This is a genomic window from Staphylococcus sp. GDB20D11A (assembly GCF_016893255.1).
Lineage (GTDB): Bacteria > Bacillota > Bacilli > Staphylococcales > Staphylococcaceae > Staphylococcus > Staphylococcus aureus.
In genome coordinates this window covers 25,924-40,871 of sequence record NZ_JAFEPJ010000010.1, presented here as the reverse complement: position 1 = coordinate 40,871, position 14,948 = coordinate 25,924, and the positions used below count along the sequence as shown (strand labels likewise).

The 14,948-nt window shown below is 30.8% G+C and carries 13 protein-coding genes and 2 pseudogenes; 4 read left to right on the top strand and 11 right to left on the bottom strand.

The features are described from left to right. Positions 1 to 135: 135 nt before the first annotated feature. Positions 136 to 798 (bottom strand): deoxyribose-phosphate aldolase, encoded by a 663-nt coding sequence (deoC, locus tag JV528_RS07460; protein ID WP_001083326.1) that lies wholly within the window; start codon positions 796 to 798, stop codon positions 136 to 138. Between the two features lie 313 nt (positions 799 to 1,111). On the opposite strand from deoC, the gene deoD reads away from it, so the two are divergent. Beyond that, positions 1,112 to 1,822 (top strand): purine-nucleoside phosphorylase, encoded by a 711-nt coding sequence (gene deoD / locus JV528_RS07455; protein WP_000160304.1) that lies wholly within the window; start codon positions 1,112 to 1,114, stop codon positions 1,820 to 1,822. 120 nt (positions 1,823 to 1,942) lie between these two features. Here the strand turns inward: deoD and JV528_RS07450 are convergent, their stop codons facing one another. The 6 genes from JV528_RS07450 to JV528_RS07425 form a co-directional block, all read right to left on the bottom strand. Further along, positions 1,943 to 2,386: a Dps family protein gene (locus JV528_RS07450; RefSeq protein ID WP_000070865.1), complete on the bottom strand. Its 444-nt coding sequence runs from the start codon at positions 2,384 to 2,386 to the stop codon at positions 1,943 to 1,945. Between the two features lie 199 nt (positions 2,387 to 2,585). Next, complete coding sequence (locus JV528_RS07445; protein ID WP_001123306.1) at positions 2,586 to 2,999, bottom strand: thiol-disulfide oxidoreductase DCC family protein; 414 nt, start codon at positions 2,997 to 2,999, stop codon at positions 2,586 to 2,588. Between the two features lie 457 nt (positions 3,000 to 3,456). Further along, the gene (locus tag JV528_RS07440) at positions 3,457 to 4,830 is read right to left on the bottom strand and encodes an EVE domain-containing protein (protein ID WP_000123402.1); all 1,374 of its coding nucleotides are present in this window, start codon (positions 4,828 to 4,830) and stop codon (positions 3,457 to 3,459) included. 673 nt (positions 4,831 to 5,503) lie between these two features. Beyond that, positions 5,504 to 5,734, bottom strand: coding sequence for a hypothetical protein (locus JV528_RS07435; protein ID WP_000808817.1), 231 nt, complete (start codon positions 5,732 to 5,734; stop codon positions 5,504 to 5,506). Between the two features lie 30 nt (positions 5,735 to 5,764). Beyond that, positions 5,765 to 6,703 (bottom strand): type I phosphomannose isomerase catalytic subunit, encoded by a 939-nt coding sequence (locus JV528_RS07430; RefSeq protein WP_204177636.1) that lies wholly within the window; start codon positions 6,701 to 6,703, stop codon positions 5,765 to 5,767. Between the two features lie 435 nt (positions 6,704 to 7,138). Next, positions 7,139 to 7,804 (bottom strand): SDR family oxidoreductase, encoded by a 666-nt coding sequence (locus JV528_RS07425; protein WP_204177637.1) that lies wholly within the window; start codon positions 7,802 to 7,804, stop codon positions 7,139 to 7,141. 151 nt (positions 7,805 to 7,955) lie between these two features. Between JV528_RS07425 and czrA the strand changes: the two genes are divergently transcribed. The 3 genes from czrA (at position 7,956) to JV528_RS07410 (ending at position 10,615) form a co-directional block, all read left to right on the top strand. After that, positions 7,956 to 8,276 (top strand): Zn(II)-responsive metalloregulatory transcriptional repressor CzrA, encoded by a 321-nt coding sequence (gene czrA / locus JV528_RS07420; protein WP_000003759.1) that lies wholly within the window; start codon positions 7,956 to 7,958, stop codon positions 8,274 to 8,276. A 1-nt stretch (position 8,277) separates the two neighbouring features. Continuing rightward, positions 8,278 to 9,258 (top strand): CDF family zinc efflux transporter CzrB, encoded by a 981-nt coding sequence (gene czrB / locus JV528_RS07415; RefSeq protein ID WP_000019740.1) that lies wholly within the window; start codon positions 8,278 to 8,280, stop codon positions 9,256 to 9,258. Positions 9,259 to 9,523: 265 nt separating this feature from the next. After that, on the top strand, positions 9,524 to 10,615 hold the full coding sequence (locus JV528_RS07410) for a hypothetical protein (protein ID WP_000495692.1): 1,092 nt from the start codon (positions 9,524 to 9,526) through the stop codon (positions 10,613 to 10,615). 508 nt (positions 10,616 to 11,123) lie between these two features. Here JV528_RS07410 and JV528_RS07405 read toward each other — a convergent pair. The 4 genes and pseudogenes from JV528_RS07405 to JV528_RS07390 all read right to left on the bottom strand — a co-directional run bounded on the left by JV528_RS07405 (position 11,124) and on the right by JV528_RS07390 (position 14,941). Then, entirely contained in the window at positions 11,124 to 11,228 is a 105-nt protein-coding gene (locus JV528_RS07405; protein ID WP_001802298.1) for a hypothetical protein, read from the bottom strand. Positions 11,229 to 11,388: 160 nt separating this feature from the next. Beyond that, positions 11,389 to 11,872: pseudogene (locus JV528_RS07400) on the bottom strand (recombinase family protein). A 42-nt stretch (positions 11,873 to 11,914) separates the two neighbouring features. Next, positions 11,915 to 13,035: pseudogene (locus JV528_RS07395) on the bottom strand (SAP domain-containing protein). Positions 13,036 to 14,083: 1,048 nt separating this feature from the next. Continuing rightward, complete coding sequence (locus JV528_RS07390; protein ID WP_204177639.1) at positions 14,084 to 14,941, bottom strand: HAD family hydrolase; 858 nt, start codon at positions 14,939 to 14,941, stop codon at positions 14,084 to 14,086. Positions 14,942 to 14,948: the final 7 nt, after the last annotated feature.

The window sequence follows — 14,948 nt, the reverse complement described above, 5'->3', positions numbered from 1 at the left end:
AAATAGATTGGTTATAACGTCAAAGTCCCTATTAAATTATCTTAGAATCATCATGGCATTTATGATGTCTTAAAGCTGATATCGACATACTTATATATGGTTACGATGTCCCATGCTTACATATTTTTTATAAAATTAGTAATCTGAATCTGCTTCTAAACCTTGCATAATTTGAACGCCTGCGCTCGCACCAATACGTGTCGCACCTGCTTCAACCATTTTATTGAAATCTTCTAAATTACGTACGCCACCTGATGCTTTTACTTCTACATCTGCACCTACTGTATCTTTCATTAATTTAACGTCTTCTGCAGTCGCACCGCCACCTGCAAAACCTGTTGAAGTTTTAACGAAGTCCGCACCAGCCGCTTTTGTTAATTCACTCGCTTTTACGATTTCGTCATGGTTCAACAATACCGTCTCAATAATCACTTTTACTGTGTGACCTTTCGCAGCTTTAACCACTGCTTCAATGTCTTGTTGTACATCATCAAAACGTCCATCTTTTAATGCGCCGATGTTGATGACCATGTCAATTTCATCTGCACCATTTTGAATTGCATCTTCTGTTTCAAATGCTTTCGTTGCCGTTGTCGACGCTCCTAATGGGAATCCTATTACCGTACAAACTAGCACCTCTGAATCAGCTAGTCGCTCTGCTGCATATTTAACATGCGTTGGATTCACACATACAGATTTAAAATTGTACGCTTTCGCTTCATCGATGATTTGATCGATTTGCGTACGTGTTGACTCAGGCTTCAGTAAAGTGTGATCAATCAATTTTGCACTATTCATTTTCTATCTCCTCCTTTATGATTGATTATAAAAATACGGTTGTAAATTAGTTGATTGAGCGTCAGGTTCATTTAAATATCAGGTTAGATGTCCGCTTTTATGTAACCGCATACATATACTATTACATTAATTCATTTCCCATAAACAAACAATACAATTGAACATGATATCTTCATTATGAACGATGACTTGCCAACAAGCTAATCAGGATTATATTTTTATAATTCTTTAATTCTATAGTACAAAAATTCGCAAAAAAGGGAAACAAATGTTATCTTAAAATTATTAATGAATATTAAGGAGAAGATAACAAATGACAAAAGGTACACCACATATTCAACCAAATGGAGTAAAAATTGCTAAAACAGTATTAATGCCCGGCGATCCGCTACGCGCAAAATATATTGCTGATAATTTTTTAGAAAATGTTGAACAATTTAACGATGTACGTAACATGTTTGGTTACACTGGTACATATAAAGGTAAAGAAGTTTCTGTAATGGGTTCTGGTATGGGTATTCCAAGTATTGGTATTTACTCATATGAGTTATACAACTTCTTTGATGTAGATACAATCATTCGTATCGGTTCTTGTGGCGCATTACAAGAAAATGTTAACTTATACGATGTTATTATTGCACAAGCTGCATCAACTAATTCAAATTATGTAGATCAATACAATATTCCAGGTCATTTCGCGCCTATCGCTGACTTCGAGTTAGTAACTAAAGCTAAAAATGTCGCTGACCAAATCGGTGCTACTACACACGTAGGTAACGTATTATCTTCTGATACATTTTACAATGCCGATCCAACATTCAATGATGCTTGGAAAAAAATGGGTATTTTAGGTATCGAAATGGAATCTGCTGGTTTATATTTAAATGCGATTCATGCTGGTAAAAAAGCACTTGGTATTTTCACAGTAAGTGATCATATTTTACGTGACGAAGCTACTACACCTGAAGAACGTCAAAATTCATTTACACAAATGATGGAAATCGCTTTAGAAATCGCAGAGTAACTTATTTAAATTGACTTTAATTGCTCTTTAACAATGCGATTAAACTCAAAAAGCCAACACATTCTGGGCGTATCCCCATTTATGTGTTGGCTTTTATTTATATTATTACTTATCTGTATATTAGCTTAAGTAAGATTTAAACATCCAATTATGTTTATCTACTGATGTTTGCATACCTATAAACATATCTTCTGATACATCATCGCCAGCATTACCAGCAATTTCAATCGCTTTTTCTAATTGTTTTGAGATATTAGTGAAATCTTGAGATAATTCTTCAACCATTTGTTCTGCAGAGTAACCTTTCGCAGCTTCTTTAACAATTGATTGCTCTAAGCATTCAGTTAATGTACCTACAGGGTTTCCTCCTACCGCTAAAATTCTTTCAGCTAATTCGTCTACATATTGACTTGCTTCATTATATAATTCTTCAAATTTAACGTGTAATGAGAAGAAGTTAGGCCCTTTCACATACCAGTGGAAATTATGTAGCTTTGTATAAGCTACTGTCCAGTTTGCTACTTGTTGATTCAATTCTTTTACAACATCTTGTTGATTACTCATATTTAATACACTCCTTAAAATTGTCTACGTCTTACTTGTTTATATTAATTATTATATTATAATGATTCTAATCTGTAAAGTGTTTTTACTCTCTTTTTTATAATTATTCTAATCTGATTGCAAAGTGTTTCGCTTTTCAAATGCCTAAATTTTAATCCATCATCTAGTATATCTATTATCAATTAGCAACTATGTTTTATCAATCAGTAAGTTTTACTTTCGCATTATCATCTAAAAAGAACGATTTTTCATAATCATTTGGTTGGTGCCATGTTGTTTTCCACATTCTATTTCTATTATTAGCAAACATTCGATAACCGAAATTACGGACTGGTTTAGGTACAAGCCATAAACCTACGCCCAATAATTTAGTTCGATTAGGTAGTGCTGTGATTAGTTGAATAATCGCCTGCGATTCAAAATATATACGATCACCTTTCTGTAAAATCACACTATTTTTATTTGCCGCTTCTGGATGTTGTTTAAAAAATTGTTGTCCAACTTCACCTTTTAACGTGGCAAATTGATAATTTCTTGGTAGGTCATGTTGAATTAACCAAATGACATAGTTATAACAATATATACAGTTTCCGTCATAATATACGATTGGCATAATTTATTCGCTCCTTCAATAGTACTTATAGTCATTTTTCCTAATTTAAAAACATTTAAACAAGGTTGTCACTTGATAAGTCCTCACGACACGAAATTGCCATAAAGTTTATTTTTCAGTTTTATATTTATTGTATAATGTATTTTTTATTTACTTTAAATTTCTCAATCTACAGTGTAATATTATTTCTTATTATCAACTTAGCGTTTGGTCATTCGTCTTATTCAACATACCACTGGAAAACTCATATAAAGTTTTAATTCAGTAACATAAATTCATTTATATTCATATACTGTCTTTATTATTTATTAAAATAAAAACGAGTAATCTATCATAAGCTCTTAATTAGCTCTTATGGTTGATTACCCGTCATTTTTTCTTTATACGGTTATTCAAATATGCAATTATGCAATTTTTAATCTAATCCTTACTTCTTTTCAAAAACTACCATATATCATTAGTCATGTTTGACTTTGACTATACGTGTGTATTTTAAAAATTGCTCTGAATATTTCTCCTTAATTTCCTCTAAACTGTCATATGTAATACCAACAATATGCCAATTAGGATTGAAATAATAGAAAGAATCTTTTTGTCGTGACCATTTAATCATATTACCGTCTTTATTATAACGTGGTAATGTTACTTCATAGCCTTCTAACACATTAATATACGTTTGGAAAATGTCTGTATCTATACGATTAAAATTATCAATAACTAAATAACTTTTATCCTTTTTAGGCATTAATTGAGTAATAAATCCTTCACGATAGTATAATGCCCCTGTTTCATTTGGTAAATACTTGCCATAAAGCATATCTTCTGAAAAATCAGGATGTCCTGTTGTTATAACAGGATTTGCATTCGCTTTTTGCAATAAGTCATTAGCCGCTTTTAAGCCTTCTTCTTTTCGATCTACAACAAGTAAAATAAATGGCTTTAACGCTTCTTCTTTTTCACTTTCAAGCATATCTGGTTTTTGAACCATTTCAAATGGAGATTTCAATCCATTATTATCGCTCATTTCAATAATTGCATCATACTGTGCTTGTGACATACTTGCAATAGCCTGTTTTGCATTTTCTTGAAGGAAATATAAGTTTTTCAATTTAGGATGCTTATTTAATGTACTTAATGTAATTGGCGTAATATCTTTCTCATAAGACACTTCAATCACTGTACTATTTGTTCTACCAGGAATTGGTGGTTTTTCATGAATATGCTTTGATACTTCTCCAATTCCAACGACAGATTGATTTTTCGTTCGATTATAAAAAATAATATTGTCGCCTTCTTCTAACTGAGTATAAAAATGATAACCATTACGTTTAATACCGTTGTAAGTGTGCGTATAAATCGTATATTGGTTTCCAGGTTCAAATTCTTCAGTTTCAGCTAAAAAGAAATAACGTGGTATCTTAATTTCGCCTTTACCAAGACCACTTATTAAATCAAACTCTTCTGCAGTGATTTGGTTGAACAATGTCTCTTTCATATTACTCATACGAAATTCCAAAGCTTCACTACGCTTTAAATAATCTGCTGTTAATGGTTTCAATTGTTCATTAAAACGAAACTGTACACGTATTTTATTTTGTGCACCTGTTTCAACACTAATAATTTCACCACATCCAAGTAGTCCAGTATCAGTCTGAACTTGATAAAAGATGACTTGATCTCCTACTTTAGCCTTTTTAAACGCTCTAAATCCTTGAGATGGGTTAAAATGTGCGCCTGATTCAAATAAAGCTGTTTGTCCTACTAACGGTTCATTATGATTCCAACGGTTATATCCACAATTCAACCAAAAATAATTCGTTTCTGCTGTCATCTTAATACTCCTTAACCTGAATAAATTTTAGAAACACTATGAATTACATTCTTTTAGTGTTTCTTATGCAGTTGGGCACGTATGCGATCAACTGTATCCCCTTTGTTCACTGCGATTTTAATCGCATTTCCTATAACATTGTAGCGCCTAGGACATTAATTTACGTCCCAGACTCTTATCATTTTCACTTCTAAGTAAGTCGAACTATTTTGCTTTACAACAAGTGCGACTCTATATACTGTCGGACACACACATAAGAGCAACTGTATACCTTTTAATCAGTTTTCTATATTTTATTTATTATATCTGTCTTAATGATAAAAATTGTTACAAACAGTTTAACATATTTAGCTACCTATTTTGCACATAAAAAACATGCTTGCATACACTATGCAATAAAAATTACAAATTTATATATAATACCACTATGCTTGCTTATCTCTATAGCGCCATTGATACACATTTTCAACTATCTATACTGCCGTTAGAATTTTATCATGTCTTAATTTTCATTAAATATTAATTACTTCATTTTATATAAACCAACAAAAACCCCCTCACTACTATGCAAGTGAGAGGTTATGTTGATGTGCTTTATTTTCATCAATGTCATTAACACAATCATATTTCTTCTGTTAATGCACCGTATTATATTCAAACGCGCTATCGACAATTAATTTGAAGCTACAAAGGTACCGCATAATGGCAGCACATTAATTAACAATGCGCTAAACTTTAATGAGGCGCTGATTTGCTTGTCTTTAAAAGTCAACATAGCACTGATAATTCCTAAAATAGCCACTATACGTGGAATTGTCATGCTCGGATACTGCGGTATATGTAAGAAAGCACCAAGACCTGCTATCACACCACATACTAACGCAATATATAGAAATTGCTTCAAATCATTCACTCCTAAATTGTTATTACACTATTACACATAGCTAATCATCAATGTGAAATCACCTTCAAAGACACTATCCAAATCTTCAGAAGTCAAAATAAAGTTTGTACCAGTAGTCAGTTTGAAAATTTCACCATCGACAATCATTTGCCCTTCACCTTCCAACACTGTAACTAAACAGAACTCTCTAGGCTTCATATAATTTAACGTGCCAGAAATTTCCCATTTAACCAATGTAAAGAAATCATTCGATACAATGTGTGTACACTTATGGTTTTCGATAATTTCACTTTCAGGCAAAATATTAGGTAATGGTGCATTGTACTGAATAACGTCTAAAGCTTTTTCAATATTTAACGGTCTATCATTATATTGATTATCTTGACGATTGAAATCATAAAGTCTATATGTAATGTCTGACGATTGCATCGTTTCGTATGCTAATATTCCTGAAGAAATAGTATGTACTGTTCCTGCTGGAATAAAATAGAATTCTCCAGGTTTTACTTTAATATATCTAAGTATGGACTCTATCGTTCCGTGTTGAACATGATTCGCAACTTCTTCTCTAGACTCTGCTAATGTCCCTATAACTATTTCTGCATCTTCTTCTGCATCTATAATATACCAACATTCAGATTTGCCATATTGCCCATTTTCATGCTCATAAGCATAAGAATTATCAGGGTGCACATGAATAGAAAGTGATTCTCTTGCATCCACTATTTTAGTTAGAAGCGGAAAATCTTTGCTTGGGAAATCACCAAACAATTCACGATGTTCTGACCAAATACGGTCTAATGTTTGACCTTGATATGGTCCATTAATAATCTCGCTCGTACCATTTGGATGTGCTGACACACACCAACATTCCCCAGTTGTATCATTGTCTAATTGATATCCAAACTCACTTAGACGTTGACTGCCCCATAATTTTGTTTTTAAAATTGGTTGTAAAAATAATGGCATTGTTGCACCTCCATTGTGATTAAGTAAGCAATAGAACTCTGATGTTGTTGTTCCATTATATTTTGATTTTGTTCTCATTTACATCGTATTATAAACTTCCACATTTCAAATTAACTATTAGTGATTGTACCATATTTACTAACATTGCAGTACTGCCAATTAAAGCGCTTCACTTAAATTTACAGTACTTTAACATTTTTAAAAATTTATAGCATAGAGATTATATCTCTCTTACATTTGTACATATTTCCCTTTAAATTTACTCGCCCATTATACCAATTAATAAACAACTTTAATAGTTGTGCCATACATTGTTCAAATTCTTTGTAAAACGCATAGACAATACGTACTTATTCATACTTATAATTCATCATTTTCAAAAAAATAACGAGTTACGAAAAAGTAACCCGCTTCAAATCATATCTACTATCCTTATTAATCCTTTTTAATTTCAAATTGAGTTAAAGCATCTTTAATGTCCTGCTCACCACTAATAATTTGAAACTCTTGGTGATTAAAATGATTGGATGTGACAATTTCTTTTAATACTGTCGCAACATCTTCTCTAGGAATTTCACCTTTACCTTCAAAATATTGTGCAGCTTCTATCTTTCCAGATCCTGCTGCATTTGTAAGTGCCCCTGGATGTAAAATTGTATAATTTAAACCTGAACGTCTTAAATAGTCATCAGCGTAATGTTTAGCAATTGTATATGGCTTTAAATCACCGCTATCATCAAAAGCCTGACGTCTCGAATCATATGTTGAAACCATAACATAGTGTTTAATATTAGCCTCTTTACTCGCAATCATTGATTTAACAGCACCATCTAAATCGACAATAATTGTTTTATCTGCACCTGTGTTCCCTCCAGAACCTACTGAAAAGATAACTTTATCGAATGGTTTAAACGTCTCAGTTAAAGTCTCTATTGAATCATTTTCAACATCAACAAGAATTGCTTTCATACCTTGTGATTTTAACGCATTAAGTTGATCGGATTGCCTAACACCTGCAGTAAATGGTACATTTTCTTTTGCTAATTGTTGCACTAGTAACGAACCTACACTGCCATTAGCACCTATAACCAAAATATTCATTTACAACACTCTCCTATTTATTATTCCCTATGCCATACCACTTTATGAGATATGTAAAACTTGTTACAACTATAAAAATCAATTGACATACTACTGGGAACGTATTAAATTAATATATGAATAAATATTCATATGAAAGGATTGTCATATAATGTCAGAACAATATTCAGAAATAAATACAGATACATTAGAACGCGTAACTGAAATTTTCAAGGCATTAGGCGATTACAATCGAATACGTATCATGGAATTGTTATCAGTCAGTGAAGCAAGTGTTGGTCACATTTCACATCAATTGAATTTATCTCAATCAAATGTCTCGCACCAATTAAAATTACTTAAAAGTGTGCATCTTGTGAAAGCAAAACGACAAGGCCAATCAATGATTTATTCATTAGATGACATCCACGTAGCAACTATGTTAAAGCAAGCCATACATCACGCGAATCATCCTAAAGAAAGTGGGTTATAATATGTCTCATTCACATCATCATCATGACCATATGCATAGTCATGTAACTACAAATAATAAGAAAGTATTGTTTATATCGTTTTTAATAATCGGTCTATACATGTTTATCGAAATCATCGGTGGTCTCCTTGCTAACAGCTTGGCATTACTATCTGACGGTATCCATATGTTTAGCGACACATTCTCATTAGGTGTTGCTTTAATCGCATTTATATATGCTGAAAAGAACGCCACAGCTACGAAAACATTTGGTTATAAACGTTTCGAAGTACTCGCAGCATTATTTAATGGTGTAACGCTTTTTGTAATAAGTATTTTGATTGTTTTTGAAGCGATTAAACGTTTCTTTGTTCCTTCTGAAGTTCAATCAAAAGAAATGTTAATCATTAGCATTATTGGTTTAATTGTCAATATCGTTGTTGCATTCTTTATGTTTAAAGGCGGCGACACTTCACACAATTTAAATATGCGCGGTGCTTTTCTACATGTTATCGGAGACTTATTAGGTTCAGTTGGCGCCATTACTGCAGCTATTTTAATTTGGGCATTTGGATGGACAATCGCCGATCCTATCGCAAGTATATTAGTTTCCGTTATTATTTTAAAAAGTGCTTGGGGTATCACAAAATCTTCAATTAACATTTTAATGGAAGGCACACCAAGTGATGTTGATATAGATGAAGTTATAACTACTATTAAAAAGGATTCACGAATACAAAGTGTACATGATTGCCATGTTTGGACAATTTCAAATGATATGAATGCATTAAGTTGTCATGTTGTTGTAGACCATACATTGACAATGAAAGAATGTGAATTATTATTAGAAAACATTGAGCATGATTTATTACATTTAAATATCCACCATATGACTATTCAATTAGAAACGCCTAATCACAAACATGATGAATCGATTATATGTTCAGGAACACATAGTCATTCACATAACCATCAAGCTCATCATCACGCGCATGTACATTAATAATTTTAACCTACTGCCATTGCATCGATTAAACTTTTCAATGGCAGTAGGTTTTTTATGTCTTTATGGCGACTTGTTTGGTCTTTGATGATGCAATGTTTATTAACAAATTTTCAACTATTATTTCTTACATTAGTCATATTTTTGACAATTTACTATTATAATTCTCTAACTTTAGTCACTTTAATTAATTTTTATTAGATATTAATATGAAAATAACGTGTTTTTTGTTATTGTATTTATATGAAGAAAAGGAGGCACCACTTTGTTTACTTACTTTAAATCAGCATTAAAAAATGCTAAACCACAATTATTAATAACATTGATATATGCACTTATAGCATTTGCTGTAATTGCAGTTGTATATTTACTTGCTAATTTCCAGCTTGCTAAGTATGTACAAAATATTGCAATTTATTCACAATTTGGGCAAAAACCACCAGGAGATGAATATTTAAAAGTTATCGCTGTATTACTTATAGCAGCTATAGTTTCACTGTTCGTTTTAGTTCAAATTTTTATCGGAATTACAAATGTTATGAAACGAGCAATGAGTCATGAAAAAGTAAAATTTACCGATTTATTTATTGCATTTAAAAAAGGTATTTATTTAAAGAGCGTTCTGATCGGTCTTGTATCTATAGCAATGATTATCGTTCTTTCACTTCTGACATCATTACTATACAAATTATTTTCTCCAGTATCAGAAATGATTATGAATTCAGTACAATCATCTTATGCAGATAGTACACACTTGATTGGTATTGCTATTACAACTCAAAGCATCATAATCATTGTTGTTTTATTGATTAAAGCAATTATTACTTGGTTATTGTTAATACCTATTTTCAACTTTATGACTAGTTTCGTTGAATCAACTAACGATAAAGTAAAAACACACTTAGCTAATGGATTTAAAGCAATGAAAAATGGCCAAAAAACATTTTTCAAATTTTTCATTGGAATACTATTATTAAACTTAATTATTATTTTATTTAAAACACCTGTTGGTTACTTGATTTCATTTAATACGCAATCACTTTCTCAAAGTGTTGCAGAAAATATCATAAGAGTTTATACAGTAATGACAATCATTTTATTCGTTGTTATTCATGCAATCATTTTAATGGGTATCGTTCAATATTACTTAAAACGTGGTCAAAAAATTACTAAAGATAAAGTAAAAACAGCTGACAAGGATAAAAAAGTTGTCACTGAACCAAAAAATACAAAAGTAGAAAACGATAAAGTGACAACATCTGTTGAAACAAAAACAGAAAAAGCACAAGATTCATTAAATGATAATACAACAAAAACAATGACTTCAGATAAACCAGAAGACAATCAACCAAAATAAATTTTAGAGCCCCTTACAACTTTAGTTGTTAGGGGCTCTTATGCATGCGCTTAGCGCAGGCGCTCCTACTTTTACAACTTTAGTTGTTAGGGGCTCTTATGCAGTTGATGCATAGCATCCAACTGTGTTCCTCTATTTTTCAACTTTAGTAGCTGATACCGAAATAACATGATGCTAATTTCATGTTATCTCGAAAATCTATATATGAAGAGGCATCCAATGCTTTTTATATAGTCCGTGATTACATTCTATACTTTTTATTGTTTTTTGTTGTATTGATAGTTGGCTTTATTATTTCTGATTATGTTCAGAACTACAATTCATAAGAAAAATGTGTTAAAATATATTTGTAGTAAGTAGAAGCAAAAGATGAAAATCTTTAACTCTTGAAACACAAAAAGGGCAACACTCGGAAACATGTTACCCTAATGAGCCCGTTAAAAAGACGGTGACCTTATATTTTATTTAAAAATAGCCTTCAAAAATGCCGGTCAAAGCGAATAGAAGGTTATTTTTTATGGTCTTGAGTACTAATCAATACTAAACCAATGATTGTTAATACAACCATCAGCATTTCAAAATCAGACATGCTAGTCCTTTCTAGGAGTAACAACTATAACCATAGGCATCACCCCTTTATTAAGAGATTAGCCACCATCTATCCAACTTGCTCAATAAATATTATAACATGCACACTTTTAAACAGTAATTCATAGTATAAGTTTTTTCATTTCTTAATCAACTCGATAAACAGTTGAGTGACATACCCTTGTCTAACTAGCTATTTCTTCCCCTGTTATCGTTTGTTCATCATATAAAAATTTAATTTCTCATTTTTTATTCTCTGGTAAAGAGGGGCGCCCGCTTTTTCGGCCTCTCGCTCTTGTTGCTGCTAAGTCTATTTTATACACTCACATAGTAAATTAACTTCTAATCCTGAAAAATGCACTCATCATCGTAAAAAACATTTTGCCCATTGTGTCTTTCGTTGAAATGTTCATGTTACTAATTTGTAAGTCAATTCCGTTATCATCGAATCATTGCGATAATTCAATTAATTGCTTTATCGTTCTAGCTAACCGATCAAGTTGATAGACAACTAATGTGTCGCTCTCTCGTAAATAATCTAAACACTTAACAAGCTCTGTACGTTTGACACCACTTATTCTTTCACTATATACACACCCACACCCAAATTCTTTAAGTGTATCGATATTAATCTTTCGTTGATACACGATCATAACCAATTTTAGCCATTTAAATAAAACCTCTCTTCAACATATTATATTTAGTTATGACTCAAAACTCATTGCCGTATTTTTGATTTTGTATTAATATATCAAGGCTATCATCATCTAATATCAAATGAATTTCTCCACTTCGACTATCAATAGCAACGTTTATTTTTGATTCTAACTTTTTCAAATAATCTATGTCAGTAATTATGTACTTAGAAAGATATTCATCTTCTTTATCAATTGTATATCCGTTCTCCAACATTTTTGATAACTCTAAAAGCGTATTGCTCCAACCTTCTTTTTTTACATATGACACTACATAGTTTATGAACTTTTCAATCAATTGTTCTTCCAAATCACTATAATCTTGTGTATCCTTTTTAAATAATTCAAATATAATATTATTAGATAAATTTTTATTATATATTAATCGCTCGTACATATCAGAAGCGCTAGAGTTGATAAATCTATTCAGATCATTTTGTATTTCGTTCAAATCTATATTCCCTTTACTATCGTAATATGAATAATTACTCATTAATTTTTTTAAGAAATCTCTCAAACTAAAGTAAAGATAAACATTTGAATACTTTCTGGCATTATCGTAGTCTTTTACATCTCTTTTATAGTGATCTATCAACATATTCAATTCGAAATTATATCCATGATTAAAATCAAAATCGCCATTGTCATATTTTCTTTGAAATTCAAACTTGTATATTTCTGCAACTTTATCATCGCAATTTTCATCTATATAGTTTTCAACCAAATAATAAGCACGCTCAAGAGAAATTTCACCATAACTTTGGATAAAAGAGGTTAAGTACTCTGTTTTCTTTAAAATTTCTTCTCCTTTCTTAGTTGGTATATATACATATGGTAAATCTAAGTTATCAATAATATGATAATTATCGTCAATACGTTTAATTAATTCAGGTTTATTACCTGTTGTTTTTATACCAAAACTTTTTAAAATACTTTGTAATTCAGGTCTTGTCTTTTTGTATATACTAACTTCAAAATCATTAGTCGTTGATAATAACTTAGCTTCAATTAATTTTTTATTGAATTTATAATTTCAAAATCATTATTAGCAAGACATTTATTAGCAAATATCTCTTCTCCAACCAATCTATTTACATTAGTGTGTAATACTAATAAATCACGTGCATTTACGCTCACTAGCTTTCATCTCCTCATTTTTGCTTTTCAAATTTATTAAGTATGAATAAAAAACATCCGATCAAACAAAATCTCTATATTCTAATTAGATTTATATAGATTATACACTTTAAAATTGATTCTCAATGCAAATGAATGTGTCTCTCATAGTCTAAAAACTCGTATGTTTCAAATTTTATGATTCATTGATAATAGTACCAGTTAAAAGAATTAAGATCGTAATTATCCCTCTTAAAATTCAAGAATATATTTTCTTAATCTATCAGCAAGAGGTTATATGTCAAAGTGTTTTTTAATAACATATAAAATGCTTTTTCATAATAATGTTAAATCATTAGAATGTATAATGATTACAATTAATAAAAATAGATAAAATGAAATAATGTTCCAAATACTTATTATTATTTATCACAAATTACGTGATGCCCTCTACAACACTATATCAAGAATGATATTTATTTTATATACTGTTTCCTTACCCACATTATTCTGTTTAGTCATATTTAAAACACTAGTCTTGAATGTTATATTTACAAAAAACACTAAAACATTTAAAAATAACACTATTTATTTACTTTGTTCTTTTATAGCGTCGTTTATGTTTATTTTCTTGAATTCAGAAAATAGTATGGATATGATAATTTAATGTATATATATTTGAAGTATACTTTGGTGTAAATTGGATTGACGAAATTGGTAAAAGAACTGGTTGATTATATAGTGGAGTTACACTTCATGAAAAAAACAAGAACTAAAACAGTCAATAGGTGTGGATGTTTTCAAAGATGGCTCTGTTGCTACTAAAAAAAGAAGCCTACAATTCAAGAGTTAGACCTTAAAACAAGAAATATTATTCAAGATCAATGAATTTCCTACCTTATTAGTTTTAACAATATTTATTCTCATAGAGTTTATACAATTAAATGTAGACGATTCAAATACTTATAATCATACAAAAGAGCAGTAAGAAATTTTCTAATAGAAAATTTCTTACTGCTCTTTTGTATATTGCTCATCAACTATTTTGAATTAATTATTAAAGCACCAATTAATCAGCTAAAAAATGTTTTGCTAAATATTTTGCTGCGCCATCCTCTTCATTCGTATATGCCGTTACATCTGAAGTTAATGCTTGTATTTCAGGACGTGCATTTTTCATTGCGACTGTGTAATGTCCAAATTCAAACATTGCTCTATCATTATCACTATCACCAATGACTAACGTTTCTTCTTGATTGATGCCAAAATGTTCAATCATTTCTTTAATGCCTGTATCTTTATCAGTTTGATAAGCCATTGTTTCCGCATTAAATCTTGATGAATTTGAAACACTAATCTGTAGTTGCACATGATTTTGCTTTAATTCATCTCTAAATGCTGTTATTTTTTCTAAATTAGAACTGAATAGATAAATTTTTGAATATTCACCTTCAGGAAACTTAGTTACCCAATCTATCTTACCAGCAAGCGCATCTTGTCTTGAAGACCATTCACTATGACTTACGCCATTAATAGGATCTTGACTACAAATCATATCTCGCATCCATGTTTCATCTTCTTTTAAAGAAACTCTATTACCTTCAAAAGGAAATACCTCATAATAAATTTGTTGGCGCTTAGCTAAATTAATAATTTGTTGCACTTGAGCCAATGATAAACCATGTTTGAAGATAATTTCTCCATCTACTTCTCCAATGGTTCCATTTGAACTAATGATGCCATTTACCGCAAAATCTTGTGGTACAAGTTGATGTATTTCAGAATGCGAACGTCCTGTTGCCAAAAATACTTTATATCCTTTCTCTCTCAATCGATTAATGACATCTTTCGTATACGTTGATGCTTGATTATTTTCATGTAAAATTGTACCATCCATGTCCAAAAATATTGCTTTTACGTTATCCATATTGCCC